Annotated in this window: 16 protein-coding genes; 9 read left to right on the top strand and 7 right to left on the bottom strand. The window is 66.1% G+C overall.

Annotated elements, in window-relative coordinates:
- Positions 1-454: 454 nt before the first annotated feature.
- Positions 455-1669: a transglycosylase SLT domain-containing protein gene (locus OKW44_RS33825; RefSeq protein ID WP_018421524.1), complete on the top strand. Its 1215-nt coding sequence runs from the start codon at positions 455-457 to the stop codon at positions 1667-1669.
- 100 nt (positions 1670-1769) lie between these two features.
- Here the strand turns inward: OKW44_RS33825 and OKW44_RS33830 are convergent, their stop codons facing one another.
- The 4 genes from OKW44_RS33830 to ribBA all read right to left on the bottom strand — a co-directional run bounded on the left by OKW44_RS33830 (position 1770) and on the right by ribBA (position 5251).
- Positions 1770-2966 carry a pyridoxal phosphate-dependent aminotransferase gene (locus OKW44_RS33830; RefSeq protein WP_018421523.1) on the bottom strand — a complete coding sequence of 399 codons (1197 nt, stop codon included), beginning with the start codon at positions 2964-2966 and terminating at the stop codon, positions 1770-1772.
- 159 nt (positions 2967-3125) lie between these two features.
- The gene (gene nusB, locus OKW44_RS33835; protein WP_018421522.1) at positions 3126-3560 is read right to left on the bottom strand and encodes a transcription antitermination factor NusB; all 435 of its coding nucleotides are present in this window, start codon (positions 3558-3560) and stop codon (positions 3126-3128) included.
- The gene (gene ribH / locus OKW44_RS33840; protein WP_018421521.1) at positions 3557-4069 is read right to left on the bottom strand and encodes a 6,7-dimethyl-8-ribityllumazine synthase; all 513 of its coding nucleotides are present in this window, start codon (positions 4067-4069) and stop codon (positions 3557-3559) included. The genes nusB and ribH overlap by 4 nt, the downstream gene beginning before the upstream one ends.
- Before the next feature lie 48 nt (positions 4070-4117).
- Positions 4118-5251 (bottom strand): bifunctional 3,4-dihydroxy-2-butanone-4-phosphate synthase/GTP cyclohydrolase II, encoded by a 1134-nt coding sequence (gene ribBA / locus OKW44_RS33845; RefSeq protein ID WP_018421520.1) that lies wholly within the window; start codon positions 5249-5251, stop codon positions 4118-4120.
- Between the two features lie 328 nt (positions 5252-5579).
- Here ribBA and OKW44_RS33850 point away from each other — a divergent pair, with 328 nt between their 5' ends.
- The 8 genes from OKW44_RS33850 (at position 5580) to OKW44_RS33885 (ending at position 14022) form a co-directional block, all read left to right on the top strand.
- Positions 5580-6701: an enolase C-terminal domain-like protein gene (locus OKW44_RS33850; RefSeq protein ID WP_018421519.1), complete on the top strand. Its 1122-nt coding sequence runs from the start codon at positions 5580-5582 to the stop codon at positions 6699-6701.
- A 28-nt stretch (positions 6702-6729) separates the two neighbouring features.
- Positions 6730-7767, top strand: coding sequence for a hypothetical protein (locus tag OKW44_RS33855; RefSeq protein WP_026225989.1), 1038 nt, complete (start codon positions 6730-6732; stop codon positions 7765-7767).
- Entirely contained in the window at positions 7764-8429 is a 666-nt protein-coding gene (locus OKW44_RS33860; RefSeq protein ID WP_018421517.1) for a gluconate 2-dehydrogenase subunit 3 family protein, read from the top strand. The genes OKW44_RS33855 and OKW44_RS33860 overlap by 4 nt, the downstream gene beginning before the upstream one ends.
- The gene (locus OKW44_RS33865) at positions 8419-10062 is read left to right on the top strand and encodes a GMC family oxidoreductase (RefSeq protein WP_018421516.1); all 1644 of its coding nucleotides are present in this window, start codon (positions 8419-8421) and stop codon (positions 10060-10062) included. The genes OKW44_RS33860 and OKW44_RS33865 overlap by 11 nt, the downstream gene beginning before the upstream one ends.
- A gap of 262 nt (positions 10063-10324) precedes the next feature.
- Positions 10325-11461: a muconate/chloromuconate family cycloisomerase gene (locus OKW44_RS33870; protein ID WP_018421515.1), complete on the top strand. Its 1137-nt coding sequence runs from the start codon at positions 10325-10327 to the stop codon at positions 11459-11461.
- Between the two features lie 27 nt (positions 11462-11488).
- Positions 11489-11779, top strand: coding sequence for a muconolactone Delta-isomerase (gene catC, locus OKW44_RS33875; protein WP_026225988.1), 291 nt, complete (start codon positions 11489-11491; stop codon positions 11777-11779).
- Positions 11780-11857: 78 nt separating this feature from the next.
- The gene (catA, locus tag OKW44_RS33880; RefSeq protein ID WP_018421513.1) at positions 11858-12793 is read left to right on the top strand and encodes a catechol 1,2-dioxygenase; all 936 of its coding nucleotides are present in this window, start codon (positions 11858-11860) and stop codon (positions 12791-12793) included.
- Between the two features lie 98 nt (positions 12794-12891).
- The gene (locus OKW44_RS33885; RefSeq protein WP_018421512.1) at positions 12892-14022 is read left to right on the top strand and encodes a GTPase; all 1131 of its coding nucleotides are present in this window, start codon (positions 12892-12894) and stop codon (positions 14020-14022) included.
- Positions 14023-14030: 8 nt separating this feature from the next.
- Here the strand turns inward: OKW44_RS33885 and OKW44_RS33890 are convergent, their stop codons facing one another.
- The 3 genes from OKW44_RS33890 to ribD all read right to left on the bottom strand — a co-directional run bounded on the left by OKW44_RS33890 (position 14031) and on the right by ribD (position 17527).
- On the bottom strand, positions 14031-15569 hold the full coding sequence (locus tag OKW44_RS33890) for a TonB family protein (protein ID WP_204357139.1): 1539 nt from the start codon (positions 15567-15569) through the stop codon (positions 14031-14033).
- Positions 15570-15724: 155 nt separating this feature from the next.
- Positions 15725-16360: a riboflavin synthase gene (locus OKW44_RS33895; protein WP_018421510.1), complete on the bottom strand. Its 636-nt coding sequence runs from the start codon at positions 16358-16360 to the stop codon at positions 15725-15727.
- A gap of 15 nt (positions 16361-16375) precedes the next feature.
- Positions 16376-17527: a bifunctional diaminohydroxyphosphoribosylaminopyrimidine deaminase/5-amino-6-(5-phosphoribosylamino)uracil reductase RibD gene (gene ribD, locus OKW44_RS33900; RefSeq protein ID WP_018421509.1), complete on the bottom strand. Its 1152-nt coding sequence runs from the start codon at positions 17525-17527 to the stop codon at positions 16376-16378.
- Between the last annotated feature and the right edge of the window lie 30 nt (positions 17528-17557).

A 17557-nucleotide genomic window follows, 5' to 3' on the forward strand; every position in this document is an offset into this window, starting at 1 on the left:
CGCGAAACGCGCATTGAGCGCGGTTTTCGGGCGACTGAACACTGTTCATAATTACAAATAGTTATAGTTCTTGCATTCTATAGTGTTGACGATCTATAAAACCGTGCATAGAATCCGTCCACATTGGGTTGCAGGGCGTTAACCTTTTTACCGTCGCCCCCGGTCCTCAGACGCAGCGCGTCACCGTTTTGCTTCCCTGCAGGGTAGAACGGCATTATTGAAGTCCCTCACCAGCGTCCACCAACGCTGGTTTTTCGCGTGGGAGCCAAGCCCGATACACATCGAGTATGTGTGGGCTGTTTTTGAGATGGCTCCCCAAACGGTATTTGTTGCCGTTTTCCCGACGTCGCTGCTGCTCAACCAGAGAGCACGCGATGTCTTGACTCTGCGAGCGCGCTGTACCGCCTGATTTGTCCCGGCGGAGTTCGCGGATCATGCAAGATGGGAGATCTGAATGAACGCCTGGTTATCGTGGCGTCCCGATGAGCGTATTGCGCAGGTTGTGCGCGGTGCGCTGCGCCGCGGGACGCGATTGAGTCATCACCTGTTCAGTATTGTCGGCGGGATCGCCGTAGTGCTGGCTCTCGCACTGTGGCTGATGCCGACGTGGCGCGGCGCGCTCGCCGCGCGTTTGATGCCGGTTATTTCCGCCGCCGTGCAAGCGGGCCCCGCCCGCCTGCTGCAGGGCAATCCGCTGCCTGCCATCGGACCGACCAGAAACGCCGGCGCATCCTCCGACGAATCGCTGTCGGCCAATTCGCCGACCACGCTGACCGCGCCGAGTCGCACCGATGACTCGAACGACGGCAGCATGACCCTCACCGCGGCCACCACCAGCTTCGACGGCGCGTTCGACGGCGCTGGCACGTCGGGCACGAGCGCCGCCGCGCTCAACGGCCTCGATCCGCGCACGATGCAGGGCGTCAGCGCGCTCGCACGTCTGATCCCGCAGCAGCGCGTGTCCGCCGATGCGCGCGATGATCGCGTGCTCGTGTCGAGCCGCGAGCAGGACCTGGTCGCGTCGTACCTCGCGCGGCGTTATCGCGTAGCTCAGGAACCCGTCGGCGAGCTCGTAAAAGCCGCGTTCGACACCGGCCGCGAAGTCGGCCTCGATCCGCTGCTGCTGCTGTCAGTGATGGCGATCGAATCGGGCTTCAATCCGTACGCCGAGAGCGGCGTCGGCGCGCAGGGCCTGATGCAGGTGATGTCGAAGGTGCATTCGGACAAGTTCCAGTATTTCGGTGGCCAAAGCGCGGCGCTCGAGCCGCTCGCGAACATCAAGGTCGGCGCGCTCGTGCTGAAGGATTGCATCGCGCGTGGCGGCTCTCTGCCGGGCGGTCTGCGTCTGTACGTCGGCTCGACCACGCCGGATGACGGCGGCTACGGCGCGAAGGTGATGGCCGAGCGCGGCCGTCTGCGCGACGTCGCGCGGGGCCGTAAGGTGCCGATCAATGCGCCGCAAGCTCCGGTGCTGACCGCGTCGGCAACGCCGGCGCCAGCCGCGGCGACGAGCGGTGGCAACGGTAAGCGCGTTGAGGTGACGCTGCAAGGCGGTCACGCGCTGAGTCCGGCGACGTCGGCGGTGCACACGCAGCCGGCCGATCAGGACGACGCGAGCGCCAATTCGACGACGCGCCACGTGGCGTCGGCGTCGGAGCTGGGGGCTTGAGTTAGACGTTGCCGTGCCAGACGCAAAAAAGGACACCCTCGCAGGTGTCCTTTTTTTTTGCGTCTGGCAGGCCGGTTGCTGCCGAATCAATCCCGATGCGTCAATGCCGCCCGAACAGCTTTGCCAGCCGCTCGACCGCCTCTTCGAGCTTTGGATACGCGGTCGCATACGACAGCCGGATGTAGTCCTTCGGCGCGTGCGTGCCGAAGTCCATGCCCGGCACCAGCACGACCCCGGCATCGTGCAGCATCGCCTTCGTGAGCGCCGCGCTGTCGCCGGCCGCCGGATGCGCGACGCCACGGCAGTCCGCGTACACGTAGAACGCGCCGTCCGGCATCACCGGTACGGAGAAGCCGAGCGATTCGAGCGCCGGCGCGATGAAGTCGCGGCGTCGCTTGAATTCGAGGCGCCGCGCTTCGTAGATCGCGATCGTCTCCGGCTCGAAACAGGCGAGCGCCGCGTGCTGCGCGAGCGCCGACGCGCAGATGAACAGGTTCTGCGCGAGCTTTTCGAGCGCGCTGACCATCGCGGGCGGCACGACGAGCCAGCCGAGGCGCCAGCCGGTCATGTTGAAGTACTTCGAGAAGCTGTTGACGGTGACTACGTCGTCGCCGAACGACAGCGCCGACACCGGCTTCGCGTCGTAGCTGAGGCCCTGATAGATCTCGTCGACGATCGTGAAGCCGCCGCGCGCGCGCACGGCCTTGACGATGCGCTGGAGTTCGGCGGGCTCGATCGACGTGCCGGTCGGATTCGACGGCGACGCGAGCAGCACGCCGCGGGTGCGCTCGCCCCACAGGCGTTCGACGTCGGCGGCGGTCAGCTGGAAGCGCTCGGCCGGCCCGCTCGGCACCATCACCGGCTTGCCTTCGGCGGCGATCACGAAATGGCGGTTGCACGGATAGCACGGGTCGGGCATCAACACTTCGTCATCGCGATCGACGAGCGCCGCGCAGGCCAGCAGCAGCGCCGCAGACGCGCCCGCCGTGACCACGATCCGCGCCGGATCCACGTCGATGCCGTAGAACTCGGCGTAATGTGCGGAAATCGCATCGCGCAGCGCGTGCACGCCGAGCGCGCTGGTGTACTGCGTGACGCCGCGGCGCAGCGCGCTCGCGGCCGCCTCGATGACCGGCTCGGGCGCCGTGAAATCCGGCTCGCCGATGCCCATGTGAATGATGTCGCGCCCCGCGCGTTCGAGCAGCGTGGCCTCCTTGGCCAGTTCCATCACGTAGAAAGGCTGGATGGCATCGACGCGCGCGGCAAGCCGCACGAGAGGTTCGGTCACGGAGTTCATACGGTCAGTCCAGTTCAGAAGCAGGACGGCGCCTACCCATCAAACGATGCGCTCATCGATGCGCGCAGCGCCGTCCTCGCGGGCGATCGAGGTGCTTCGCCCTGTGCAGTGCGACGTGGCAAGGAGCCGATGCGCGGCATGGCCCCACCGGCGCCGCGCTCAGCTCTTGCGAGCCGCCTGCGTTTCGGTGGCGCGCAGTTGCGCCGAGAGCTTGTCGAGCACGCCGTTCACGTACTTGTAGCCGTCCGAGCCGCCGAACGTCTTGGTCAGCTCGACCGCTTCGTTGATGACCACGCGATACGGAATGTCGACGTGATTCTTCAGTTCGAACGCGGCGACCAGCAGCACCGCGCGTTCGACCGGCGACAGTTGATCGATCGGACGGTCGAGGCACGGCGCGATCGCGGCGGAAAGCGCTTCGGAATCGCGCATCACGCCATGCAGGATCGCGTTCAGATGCTCGTGGTCAGCCTTGTCGTAACCTTGCGCGCCGCGCAGTTGCGCGTCGATCTCACCGCCGGGCGAGCCCGACAGCAGCCACTGGTAAAGCCCCTGCGTGGCCAGTTCGCGGGAGCGTCGGCGTGCGCTCTTCATGCCTCTTCCTCGTCGCCTTCGTCTTCATCTTCGTCGTCATCGCCGCCGAGCTGCTCGAGCGCGACCGCGAGGTTCGCCATTTCGACAGCCACGCGCGCGGCGTCGCGACCCTTCTCGGTCATGCGCGCGACGGCTTGCTCGTCGTTCTCGGTGGTCAACACGGCATTCGCGACCGGAATGCCGAAGTCGAGGCCGATGCGCGTGATGCCCGCGCCGCTTTCGTTCGAAACCAGCTCGAAGTGGTAGGTCTCGCCGCGGATCACCGCGCCGAGCGCGATCAGCGCGTCGAATTGCGCGCTTTCCGCGAGCTTTTGCAGCGCGAGCGGGATTTCCAGGGCGCCCGGTACCGTGACGAGCAGCACGTCCTGGCCGGTCACGCCGAGGCGTTCGAGTTCTTCGATGCAGGAGTCGGCGAGGCCGTTGCAGACGGGTTCGTTAAAGCGCGCCTGGACGATGCCGATGCGCAGTCCGTCGCCGTCGAGATTCGGTTGGTATTGTCCGATTTCCATATGAATTCCGTAGTGTTTGAGTGGGCGCGAGGCGCGTGAGTGGCAGGATCAGACTTGCGGGGCTTGCGTTTTGCTGCCGGGCATCGGAATGAAGCCCGTGACTTCGAGACCATAACCCGACATGCTGCCGAGCTTGCGTGGGTTCGACAGCACCTGCATCTTGCCCACGCCGAGTTCGCGCAGAATCTGCGCGCCGATGCCGTAGGTCTTGAAGTCGACCGGCCGGCGCTTCAGCGCGTCCGCTTTTTCCTTCGAGTCGAACGCCTTGAAGACGTCGATCAGATGATCTTTCGAGTCGCCGCAGTTCAGCAGCACGACCACGCCGAGATCGCGTTCTGCGATTTCTTTGATGGCCGCGTCCAGCGTCCAGGAATGGGTGGATTCGCCGACTTCGAGCAGATCGAGCACCGACAGCGGCTCGTGCACGCGCACCGGCGTGTCTCGATCGGGCATCGGCGTGCCGCGCACCAGCGCGATGTGCGGCTGGCCGCTCGGCTGATCGAGATACATGACCGCGCGGAACGCGCCGTGCGCGGTTTGCATCGTGCGTTCGCAAATACGCTCGACGATCGATTCGGTGCGGCTGCGATAGTGAACCAGATCGGCGATCGTGCCGGTCTTCAGGCCGTGTTCCTTGCTGAACTCGAGCAGGTCCGGCAGACGCGCCATCGTGCCGTCGTCCTTGATCACTTCGCAGATCACCGCGGCCGGCGTGAGGCCCGCGAGCCTCGTGAAGTCACAGCCGGCCTCGGTATGGCCGGCGCGCACCAGCACGCCGCCCGGCTGGGCCATGATCGGGAAGATATGGCCCGGCTGCACGATGTGCTCGGCCTTGGCGTCCGGCGCGACCGCGGCCGCGATCGTGCGGGCCCGGTCGGCCGCCGAGATGCCGGTCGTCACGCCTTCGGCCGCTTCGATGCTGACCGTGAACGCGGTGCCGTACTGCGTGCCGTTGCGGTAGGTCATCAGCGGCAGGTTTAGCTGCTTGCAGCGATCCTGGGTCAGCGTCAGGCAGATCAGGCCGCGGCCGTAGCGGGCCATGAAATTGATCGCTTCCGGAGTGACAAACTCGGCGGCGATCACGAGGTCGCCCTCGTTTTCGCGGTCTTCTTCATCGACGAGGATCACCATCCGGCCGGCTTTCAGTTCGGCAATGATCTCTTGGGTGGAGGCGAGCGTCATGTTGGCGAGTTTTTCGGGAAAGCGCGTATTTTACGCCACGCGCGAGTCCAAGTCGCCTCCGCCAGACGACATAGGCCGTTTGGCCGACTGTGACGAGCCGGGCGGGGTTGCCATGCTCCTCGAAACGGTGGGCGAGCGCGCGACTGGCGTTGGCGGCAACGCGAAGTGTGCTCCAGCGCGGCCCGCTTTACGGATTGCAATAGTGCGGAACGGTACTTGCGACGCAGCAGGCAGCTTCGTCTCACTACCACCCGGAGACCGGAATGTCGGGGACCGTCGGCTGTTGCACCAATGAAGGGCGTCACGCGTGCGCGCAAGGAGCGCGTCGATGAAGCGCGGCGCCACGAGCGGGGGCTCGTCGCAAGCGCCCGTGACCGCGCTGCGCGCGAGCGCGTACCGCATTCCGACCGACGCGCCGGAGGCCGACGGCACGTTCGCGTGGGACGCGACCACGCTGGTCGTCGTCGAGGTCGACGCGGGCGGCGACACCGGCATCGGCTACACGTACAGCGATGCCTGCATCGTCGCGCTGACCCAGGGCGCGCTCGCCACCTGCGTGCTGAATCACGACGGATTGGACGTCGGCGCGCATTGGCAACGGTTGCAACGCCAGGTGCGCAATCTCGGCCGCGCGGGACTGGCCGCGACAGCCATTTCGGCAATCGACTGCGCGCTGTGGGACCTGAAGGCGAAGCTGCTCGGCGTGCCGCTCGTCGGGCTGCTCGGCGCGTTGCGCCCGGCCGTGCCGGCTTACGGCAGCGGCGGCTTCACCACGTATACGAACCAGCGCTTGCAGCAGCAGTTCGCCGGCTGGGTCGCGCAGGACGGCTGCCGGTGGGTAAAGATGAAAATCGGCAGCGAGCCGGACAAGGACCCGGCGCGCGTCGCGGCGGCGCGCGCGGCGATCGGCGGCGCGGGCCTGTTCGTCGACGCGAACGGCGCGTTCACGCCGCAACGGGCGCTGTACTACGCGCAACGGTTCGCCGAGCACCAGGTGAGCTGGTTCGAGGAGCCCGTGTCTTCGGACGACGAAGTGGGCCTGCGCGGCGTACGCGAGCGCGTGCCGGCCGGCATGGAGATCGCCGCCGGCGAATACGGCTATACGCTCGACGACTTCCGCCACCTGCTCGCGGCGGGGGCCGTCGACGTGCTGCAGGCCGACGCGAGCCGTTGCGGCGGCATCACCGGCTTTCTGCAGGCCGCCGCGCTGTGCGACGCGTATCACGTGCCGCTGTCCGCGCATTGCGCACCGGCGCTGCATCTGCACGTCGCGTGCGCGGCGCCGCGCTTGCGCCATCAGGAGTGGTTCCATGACCACGCCCGAATCGAAGCCATGCTGTTCGACGGTGCGCCGCGGTTGCGCGACGGCCAGATGGAGCCGGATCTGTCGCGGCCCGGTTGCGGGCTCGAGTTCAAGCATGGCGACGCCGAGCGCTACCTCATCAAATAAAGCAGGCCACGACAAGGAAGCGATATCGATGGGCTCTTCACGCGTACCCGGATTGCTGTACACGGCGGCGGCGGTCACGGCCGTCGCGGCGTTGGCCGCGCGCGGCGCGGGAAGACCTGAGTCGCATCGCGAACGGCGTGAGACCGGCCCGCAACACCACGAGCGTCGGGCATCCGTGACGTTCCCGACGTGTGCCGCCCGCAGCCATCAGCGCGCGCCGGCGCGCGTGCACGCGAGCGAACCCACCGCCGAGGTGGAGGCACACGTCGAAGCGGCCCGCACCTTCAACCACAGCTCCGCGCTGCTCGCGCTGTCGGTGCTCGCCGACAGCGCGATGGAGCACTACCGCGGCTCGTTCGACAACCCCGCGATGTTCACGCCACTCGTCAGCGCGAGTCTGTCGCTCGCCGCGGGCCTGCATGGTGGCGCGGATCGTCGCGGCCAGACGCACCGCGCGCGCCATGCGATCTATCTGGCCGCGGCGGCGACGGGCATCGCTGGCACGGGCTTCCATTTCTACAACGTGATGAAGCGGCCGGGCGGCTGGAGCTGGAACAACCTGTTTCACGCGGCACCGCTCGGCGCGCCGAGCGCGTTGCTGCTGTCTGGCGCGCTCGGTGCCGTCGCCGAACGCTTGCGCGACGAGCCCGCGGACGACCCGCAACTGCTCGGCATGCCGGCCGGTCAGGCGCTCGGTCTGCTGGTCGCGGCGGGTCTCGTCGGCACGGTGGGGGAGGCCGCGCTGCTGCATTTTCGTGGCGCGTTTCAGCATCGCGCGATGTACGCGCCGGTCAGCATTCCGCCCATCACCGCCGCGCTGCTCGCGCATGCCGCGTTGTCCGCTCCGCGCGAGCGCTGGTACACGCGGCTCTGGTTACGCATCACGACCGTGCTCGGCTTTGTCGGCGCGGGTTTTCACGCGCGCGGGATCGCGCGTCGTCAGGGCGGCTGGCGCAACTGGAGCCAGAATCTGTTCGACGGGCCGCCGCTGCCCGCGCCGCCGAGCTTTTCCGCACTGGCGCTCGCCGGGCTCGCCGCACTGCGTCTGCGGGAGACTGAAAAATGACCAACCGACCACGCTCGACCCGAGCCACCCGCTATCCCGGCTACGACGTGCTCGACAAACGCACGACGCCGTCGTGGGACGCGCACACCCGCGCGGTGATCGCCGAACGCCTCGCGACACCGCTCGAGCCGCGCTTTTTCAACGCGGTGGAATGGCTCGCGGTCACGTCGCTGTGCGCCCGCATCGTGCCGCAAGCGAATGCTCAACCGGTGGTGCCCCTCGCCGTCCTGCTCGACGCGCGGCTCGCCGGCAATGGCAACGACGGCTACCGCGACGCCCGTTTGCCGCCGATGCGCGACGCCTGGCGCATCGGCCTCGCCGCGCTCGATGCCGAGTGCCGCGAGCGCGGCGGCCTGCCGTTCGCGAGCCTCGCGGAGGACACGCAGATCGCGCTGCTCGGCCAGATGCAGCGCGGCGAACTGACGAACCCCGCGTGGCGCGGCATGCCGTCGAAGCTGTTCTTCGGCGAGCGCGTGCTGCACGACATCTGCGGGCTCTACTACTCGCACCCGCACGCGTGGAGCGAGATCGGCTTCGGCGGCCCGGCGAATCCGCGCGGCTATGTGCGCATGTACCTGAACCGGCGCGATCCGTGGGAGGCGGTCGAAGCGACGCCCGACACCCATGAGCAGGCCGCGAAGGAGAACCGCCGTGTCCGATGACGCGCAGCAACGGCCGCGCGGCAAGGACGGCCGCGCACCCGACGTGTTCCAGCGCGGCGGCTGGGTGCCGATGCGCACATACCCTGACGGCGAGGAGGTCGATTTCGCGATCGTCGGCACCGGCGCCGGTGGTGGCACGCTCGCGTGCCGGCTCGCGGAGAAAGGCTTCAAGGTCGTCGCGTTCGATGCCGGCGCGTGGTGGCGCCCGCTCGAAGAGTTCGCGTCGGACGAAGCGCATCAGGAAAAACTGTTCTGGACCGACGAGCGTATCTGCGACGGCGACAATCCGCTGAAGCTCGGCAACAACAACAGCGGCAAGGCGGTGGGCGGCAGCACGGTCCATTTCGCGATGGTGTCGCTGCGTTTTCGGCCCGAGTGGTTCAAGTCGCGCAGCGTGCTCGGCTATGGTGCCGACTGGCCGCTCGACTGGCGCGAGATGTGGCACTACTACGGCCAGGTCGAGGACGCGCTGAAAATCTCCGGACCGGTGAACTATCCGTGGGGGCCGAAGCGGCCGCGCTATCCGTATCGCGCGCATGAGCTGAACGCGGCGGCGCTGGTGCTCGCGCGCGGCGCCGAGGCGCTAGGCATCGGCTGGAGCCCGACGCCGCTCGCGACCCTCTCCGCGCCGCGCGGCCGCGCGCATCCGTGCGTGTACCGCGGCTTTTGCGTGTCCGGCTGCGCGACCAACGCGAAGCAAAGCGCGCTCGTCACGTGGATCCCGCGTGCGCTGCGAGCCGGCGCCGAGGTGCGCGATCTGGCGATGGTCGGCCGCGTCGTCACCAACGACGCGGGGCTCGCCACCGGCGTCGAATATCTGCGCGAAGGACGCTGGCGATTCCAGCGCGCGAAGCACGTGGTGGTGGCCGGCTACGCGATCGAAACGCCGCGCCTGTTGCTGATGTCGGCCAACAGCCGCTTTCCCGACGGACTCGCGAACAGTTCGGGACTTGTGGGCAAAAACCTGATGGCGCAGTCGAATCAGGCCGTCTACGGCACCTTCGATGAAGACATCCGCTGGTACAAGGGGCCGCCGTCGCTCGCGCTCACCGAGCACTGGAACTACGAAGACAAGGGCAAAGATTTTTTCGGCGGCTACTGCTACATGAGCCAGGGGCCGCTGCCGAACGCATGGGTCGCGGTGCAGAACGGCCGCGGCTTGTGGGGCGACGCGCTCGGCGCGGAAATGCTCAAGTACAACCACCAGGCGGGGCTGAAGATCGTCGGCGAGATGCTGCCGCAGGAGCCCAACCGCGTGACGCTTGCCGACGAGAAAGACCAGTACGGGCTGCCGATCGCGCGCGTCACCTATTCATGGTGCGACAACGACAAGCGGCTCATCGCTCATTCGCTCGACTTCATGGAGCAGGCGCTCGCGGCCGCCGGCGGCAAGGAGATCTGGCGCGAGACCGACGACACCTGCCACCTGAACGGCACCGCGCGCATGGGTGACGATCCGTCGACGAGCGTCGTCGACGCGGACTGCCGCAGTTGGGACATCCGCAACCTGTGGGTGTGCGACGGCTCGGTGTTTCCGACCGTCGGCGGCGTGAATCCGTCGCTGACGATTCAGGCGATCGCGTGCCGCACCGCCGAGCGCATCGCCGCGCTGGCCGCGCGCGGCGAGTTGTAGCAGTACTCACTGCGCGATCCGGGTGGTTACACAACATGCTCTGCATGCATCGAACATTGACTCACGTCATGTTTGCGGCGCAAAAGCGGCCTCTTTTTCGATGCCCCAGCTGCATGGTGCAGTGCGATAACCATAGAAAGGCCGGGCTTGCTGACCTCACCATACCCTGCAGGTATGAAAAAGGACAGGAAAAGTATTGGACGGGCCAAACGGGCGAAGGGTATAAAAACATCCAATGAACTCACTTCCCCCCGCAGCCGCCATGCCCCAAGCGACCATCGAACGTATCGAAACCCGCCTCGTCGATTTGCCGACGATCCGCCCTCACAAGCTGTCGGTCGCCACGATGTACGGGCAGACGCTGATGCTGGTCAAGGTGTACTGCAGCGACGGCATCGTCGGGATTGGCGAAGGCACCACGATCGCCGGCATGGCCTATGGCCCGGAAAGCCCCGAAGCAATGAAGCTCGCGATCGACGCCTACTTCGCCCCGGCGATGATCGGCAAGGACGCGACGCAGATCCAGGCGCTGATGGCGCACCTCGGCAAGCTGGTCAAGCTCAATCATTTCTCGAAGAGCGCGCTCGAAACCGCGCTGCTCGACGCACAAGGCAAACGTCTCGGCGTGCCGGTGAGCGAGCTGCTCGGCGGCCGTCGTCGTGAGCGCCTGCCGGTTGCGTGGACGCTCGCGTCGGGCGATACCGCGAAGGACATCGCCGAAGCCGGGCACATGCTCGACGTGCGCCGCCACAACGTCTTCAAGCTGAAGATCGGCGCGAAGGAACTGAAGACCGACATCAAGCACGTCGCCGAGATCAAGAAAGCGGTCGGCGAGCGCGCCGCGGTGCGCGTCGACGTGAACATGGCGTGGAGCGAGACCCAGGCCGCCTGGGCGATTCCGGCGCTGGCCGACGCGGGCTGCGATCTGGTCGAGCAGCCCGTCGCGTCCGCCGCGGCGCTCGCGCGACTGATGCGCCGCTTCCCGGTCGCGCTGATGGCCGACGAAGTCTTGCAAGGCCCGGACAGCGCGTTCGAGATCGCCAAGAACGGCGGCGCCGATGTGTTCGCGATCAAGATCGAACAGAGCGGCGGCCTGTTCGCCGCGCAGCGCGTGGCCGCGATCGCAGATGCCGCTGGCATCGAGCTGTACGGCGGCACGATGCTCGAAGGCGCGTTCAGCACGGTGGCGTCGGCGCACCTGTTCGCGAGCTTCGCGAATCTGCAATGGGGCACCGAGCTGTTCGGGCCGCTGCTGATCACCGAAGAAATTCTGACCACGCCGCTCGACTACAGCGACTTCGAACTGACCGTGCCGAACGGCCCGGGTCTCGGCATCGAACTCGACGAGGCGAAGGTCAAACGATTCACGCGAGACGGGTTGATGAAGGTCACCCGCTAAACGGATTTAGATCAAGAGGATTCAACGATGCTTTTCCATGTGCGAATGGACGTGCACCTGCCGGTCGACATGCCGGCCGAAGTGGCGAACGAAATCAAGACCCGCGAGAAGGCTTACTCGCAGGAGCTCCAGCGTAGCGGCAAGTGGCGTCATATCTGGCGCCTCGTTGGCGAGTACGCGAATTACAGCATCTTCGATGTAGAGAGCAATGCCGAACTTCACGACATTCTGTCCGGCTTGCCTCTGTTCCCGTACATGAAGATTTCGGTGACGCCTCTGTGTCGTCACCCGTCGTCGATTCGGGACGACGACATCTGAGCCCAGGGGCCAGGCGCTTTTGACGGCGAGCGCATCCAAAGCCATCTTTTCCCCCTATACCAACTGGAGACAGTCATCGTGAGCGTCAAAGTATTTGAAACCAAAGAAGTGCAGGATCTGCTGAAAGCCGCTTCCAACGTCGATGCCGGGAATGGCAACGCGCGTTTCCAGCAGATCGTTTTCCGTCTGCTGGGCGACCTGTTCAAGGCAATCGATGACCTCGACATCACGCCCGACGAAGTCTGGGCCGGCGTCAACTATCTGAACAAGCTCGGTCAGGATGGCGAAGCGGCGCTGCTGGCGGCCGGCCTCGGTCTCGAGAAGTATCTCGACATCCGCATGGACGCCGAGGACAAGAAGATCGGTCTCGAAGGCGGCACGCCGCGTACGATCGAAGGCCCGCTGTATGTCGCCGGCGCGACGATGCACGAGGGCGTCTCGAAGATCGACATCAACGCCGACGAAGACGCGGGCCCGCTGGTGATCCGCGGCACGGTCAAGGATCTGGACGGCAAGCCGGTCGCCGGCGCGGTCGTCGAGTGCTGGCACGCGAACTCAAAGGGCTTCTACTCGCACTTCGATCCGACCGGCGCGCAGAGCGACTTCAACCTGCGCGGCGCGGTGAAGACCGGGGCCGACGGCAAGTACGAATTCCGCACGCTGATGCCGGTAGGCTACGGCTGCCCGCCGCACGGCTCGACGCAGCAGCTGCTGAACGTGCTGGGCCGTCACGGCAACCGTCCGGCGCACGTGCACTTCTTCGTCAGCAGCGACGGCCATCGCAAGCTGACCACGCAGTTCAACATCGAAGGCGATCCGCTGATCTGGGACGACTTCGCGTATGCAACGCGCGAAGAGCTGATTCCGCCGGTCGTCGACAAAAGCGGTGGCGCGGCGCTGGGCCTGAAGGCCGACGAGTACAAGGAAATCGAGTTCAACTTCACGATCACCCCGCTCGTCCAGGGTAAGGACAACCAGCTCGTCCATCGTCCGCGCGCTTCGGCCGAAGCGTAATCGCACGAGGCGGCGCCGTGGCCACACGGCCGCCGCCTTTCGTTGCCAACGGCCGGCGGTCCTGCCGGCCGAATCCCTGAAGCGTCGAGGGGTAGACGGTGTCGAGCAAACCTCGTGAGCAGGCAGCACGCGATCTCGCGTCCGTGCTGCCCGATCGGGCCCACGATCTGGCGCGTCTGCTGATTCTGATCGACGACAGCGAACCGGTCGTCACCGTCGTCGGCAAATACAACCACGGCAAGAGCAGCCTGCTCAACGAGCTGTTGGGCCGCGATGCGTTCGCGGTCTCCGACCGGCGCGAAACGGTGCGCCTGTCCGATAGCGTGCATCAGGGCGTGCGCTGGCTCGACGCACCCGGACTCGACGCCGACGTCGGCAGCGAAGACGACCGCGAAGCGTTGCGCGCCGCGTGGCTGAAGTCCGACATTCGCCTGTTCGTGCATGCCGCGAAAGAGGGCGAACTCGACGCTAAAGAACTGACGCTGTTGACCGAGCTCGACGCCGACCGCGTCAGGACCGGGCGGCAAACGCTGTTCGTGCTGTCGCAAGTCGACCAGCTCCCCGACGACGCCGCGTTGCTCGACATCACCGGACCGGCGCTCGCGTATAAACGGCGCAAGCGGGTCGAAGTGCTGCTGCATCATCTGGAAGAGAACGGGCTCGGCAGCTTGCAAAGCAACGTGCTGCCGTTGCTTGGCGATCTGGGCGAGTCGTCGCAAGGGGCGCTCGCAAGGCTCGAGCAACAGCAGGAGCAGCTTGCCAACGTGGTGTGGCGCGGCATCGTGCCGACGCTGCCCGCTTTGCTCGATGCGCAAGCGGCGACGCATGACGTGATCGGGCTGTGCAACGCTCTGTCGCAGTCGATCTTCGAGCTGTATCGTCGCGAGGCAGACAGGCTGTTGGGCGATGATTATCTGATCGAGCCCGACGCTTCGGTCGCGACTATCGAACTCGCTGACGATGTGGGTTTCGACGATATCGTCGTCGGGCGTGCGGGCGCAAATGGAGCGGTGCGGGAAGTTGCGGACGTCGACTACGGACGCCTTCGCGCCGCGCTCAGCCACGCGATTCGCGAGTGCGTGCTGAGTCTGTCCGGCCATGCCGCGCAACGGTGCCGCGCGTCGATCGCTCAGCTGACGATGCTCGCGCGACGTCTCGAGGCGTCGTTGGCGATGCATGAGGAAGGCTTGCTCGATCGGGAGTCGCAGGTGCGGTCGGAAACTTTCTGAAGCGCCCTTCAAACGCCAGGCCTCAGCGTGATCGTGAACGACCGAGGTGTCTCACCGTTTTCATCGCGCGGCATCGGGTCGGAGCGCTTGACCGCCTCGATGGCGGCTTTGTCCCACGCCCGATCGCCACTAGATCGAACGATCTTTACCGATTCGAGGCTGCCAGACGACGTGCAGTGCACTTCGACCACGGTTTCGCGATGCACGGTCTTGCCATTCCAGACGATATTGGGCTGCACGCGTTTCCGGACGAGTTCTGCGTAGTCGAATACTTTCGCCGCGGACGCCGGTTGTCGAGGCGCCGCCGAAGCGAAATTATTCAGCGCCGAGATCAGTGACGCCGCCGAACGTCTGCTGCTGTCGAGTTCCGCTAGCGTGATCCATTCGCGCGCGGGTTGCGGCGTTTTATCGAACGCCTGGCGGTAAAAGCGCATGGCCTTGCACCACGCCTCGGGCGAAAGCTCGCCTTGGCGGCCGCTCGTCAACAGCCCCAGATCATCGGCCTCGGAAGGGTCGCGATTCAGCGCGTCCGCGAGCGACGCCGACAGCGCAAGTTGCCCGCGCAGCCGTTGTCCTGGCGTGACTTGCGGCAGCGGCGTGGTTTGCGTCGACTGTTTGACGAGGTTGAACATCGCCTGCAGTTGCGCCTGCAGTTCCGCGTCGGTCTCCTTATCCATCGACAGATAGCGCGACGTGATCAGTTGCAGATTCTTGAGCCCGCCGCAATCGGGCGGTGCGTCGTTCAGCGCGCGCGTCGTCAGGCTCATCAGCTGTTCGCGATCCTGCTGCGAGATGCGCGCCATGCCGTCCAGCACGCCTAGCGCGCGAGCGAGCACAGCGGAACCCGCCGTAGCCGCATTGCTGTCGGACGAAAAGTAGTAGCGCTGAATGTCCGGATCGGCTGTCAGTTTCTGCGCCCAGTCCGCGAGCAGCTTCGCTTTGGACGAGCCGGCCGCGATGCCCAAGCGGTTGGCGAGTTCGGCGGCATCGAGCGGTTTGCCGGGTAGAAACGGCAAGGCGGTCGACAGCAGCGAAGAACCGGTCGCGCCCGTGGGAGAAGACGGCAGTCGTGTGGAGTCCGCGTTGCTTGCGGCCGCCGCGACGCCTGCGCCGGAGCGAGCCGTATCGCCGCTCGCGTGCGGCAGCTTGAAAACGAAATTCGTTTCGACCGCCACAGGCTGATTGTCCATGCCCGTGAAGGGGCTGCACTGGGCACGCCGCGATGCCTGAAGGGCGAGGTTGTCGAACGCCGGATTGCCGGACGAGACTTCGACGACCGCGTCGCTGATCTGTCCACGTTCGTCGACCCATGCGCGCACGATCGCATTGGGACGCGGCGAGTGCGCGACCGCAGAGCCGGCGGACTTCAGATCGTCGTTGGACAAGCCGTAGGTGCAGGCCAGGCTCTGCGCGGACACGAAGTGCGGTGTCGACGCGATCGTGGCACTGGCTGCGTCCGTACCGACGATGCAGGCAAGGATTAGCGACGCTTTCGTCAGGTGCACACGCAGCGGATTCCAGCGACGGAGCAGGTGCGGCTCTTTCATTGTGTTTGTCAGCTTCGGATCGTGCACGCGCGCTGGGTTACGGCGCCGGATTCGCCTCGCCCAAACCGGCTTGCTGCGCAGATCGATCGCTTTCCCGATACGCACCGAGCATGGGCTCCAGGTATCGCGTAACGGTCTCGAGGCAAGTGGCCAGGTTACGTCGAGGATGGATCGCCATCGCGCGGCGCGTTGAGCATCCGCTCGACATAGCGCGCAATCAGATCGATCTCCAGATTCACTTTTTCCCCGTCGTGCAGATGCTTGAGCGCCGTCACCTGCACGGTATGCGGAATCAGATTGATCGAGAACTCGCAGCCGTCGTCGCGATCAACGACGGAGTTCACGGTCAGGCTCACGCCATTGACCGTAATCGATCCTTTGTACGCGAGATAACGACCGATGTCGCGCGGCGCGAGAATGCGCAGCTCGTGCGATTCGCCGACCGGGGCGAAACGCGTGACGACACCGAGCCCGTCGACGTGTCCGGACACGATATGTCCACCGAGCCGGTCATGCGCGCGCAGCGCTTTCTCGAGATTGACCTCGCCGGTTTCGCCGAGACCGGCCGTGCGGTTCAGGCTCTCGCGCGACACGTCGACCTCGAACGAATGAGCGGTCTTCGCGACCACCGTCATGCAGGCGCCCTGGATCGTGATGCTGTCGCCGAGCTGCACATCGGCGAGGTCGAGCCCGCCCGCATCGACGTTCAGGCGCACGCCCGCGTCGCCGCCCGTGCCAAGCGGCTCGACTGATTCGATGCGGCCCACTGCCGCGACGATTCCTGTAAACATCGTGCTAGTCCTTGATCATTTCGAAACGGTGGGAGACACGGCGTCGGTCCCGGGTAAGGCTGTCGGCGCGAAACGCGCGAGGATCCGCAGATCGTCGCCGATCCGCTCGACCGTGTGGAAATTCAGCTTCACGCGGTCTTCGAGCCGGTCGGGCGCGTCCAGGTTGAACATGCTCATCGAGTCCACGCCGAGCAGGCTCGGCGCGAGATAGACCAGCAGTTCATCGACGCAGCCTTCGCGCAGCAGCGAGCCGTTCAGCTTGTAGCCGGCTTCGACGTGCAGCTCGTTGACGTGACGCTCGCCGAGCACGCTCAGCATGCGCGGGAGATCCACCTTGCCGAACGCGTTCGGCAGCGGCACGATCTCGGCGCCGCGCTCGCGCAGCGCGCTCGCGCGTTTTTCGAGACGCGCGTCGAGCTCGCCGCAGAAGATCAGGGTCGGCGCGCCGGCCAGGATCTGCGCGTCGAGCGGCACGTCGAGCTGGCTGTCGATCAGCACGCGGTGCGGTTGGCGTGGTGTATCGACCGCGCGCACGGTCATGCGCGGATTGTCCCCTCGCACAGTGCCGATGCCGGTCAGGATCGCCGACGCGCGCGCACGCCACGCATGACCGTCGGCCCGCGCGGCCGCGCTCGTGATCCACTGGCTCTCACCCGACGGCAAGCCGGTGCGGCCATCGAGCGACGCCGCCACTTTCATGCGTACCCACGGACGGCCGCGCGTCATGCGCGACACGAAGCCGATGTTCAGCTCCCGCGCTTCGTTCGCGAGCAGCCCGCAGCGCACTTCGATACCGGCTTCGCGCAGCATCGCGAGACCGCGGCCGGAGACGTGCGGGTTCGGATCTTCCATCGCCGCGATCACGCGGCCGATCTGCGCTTCGATCAGCGCGTTCGCGCACGGCGGCGTGCGGCCGAAATGGCTGCACGGTTCGAGCGTCACGTAGGCGGTCGCGCCGCGCAGGTCGTGGCCGCGCGAGCGCGCGTCCTTCAGCGCGCGAATTTCGGCGTGATCCTGGCCGGCCGGCTGCGTGAAGCCTTCGCCGATCACCTCGCCGTTTCTGACGAGCACGCAACCGACCCGCGGGTTCGGGTCGGTCGTGTACATGCCGCGCTTCGCGAGCGCGAGCGCGCGTTCCATGTGGACGAAATCGGTTTGCGAGAACATCGGTGTCCGTTGTGGTGCGGTGTCTGGGTC

The sequence above is a fragment of the Paraburkholderia lebeckiae genome, from assembly GCF_050436325.1.
Classification (GTDB): domain Bacteria; phylum Pseudomonadota; class Gammaproteobacteria; order Burkholderiales; family Burkholderiaceae; genus Paraburkholderia; species Paraburkholderia tuberum.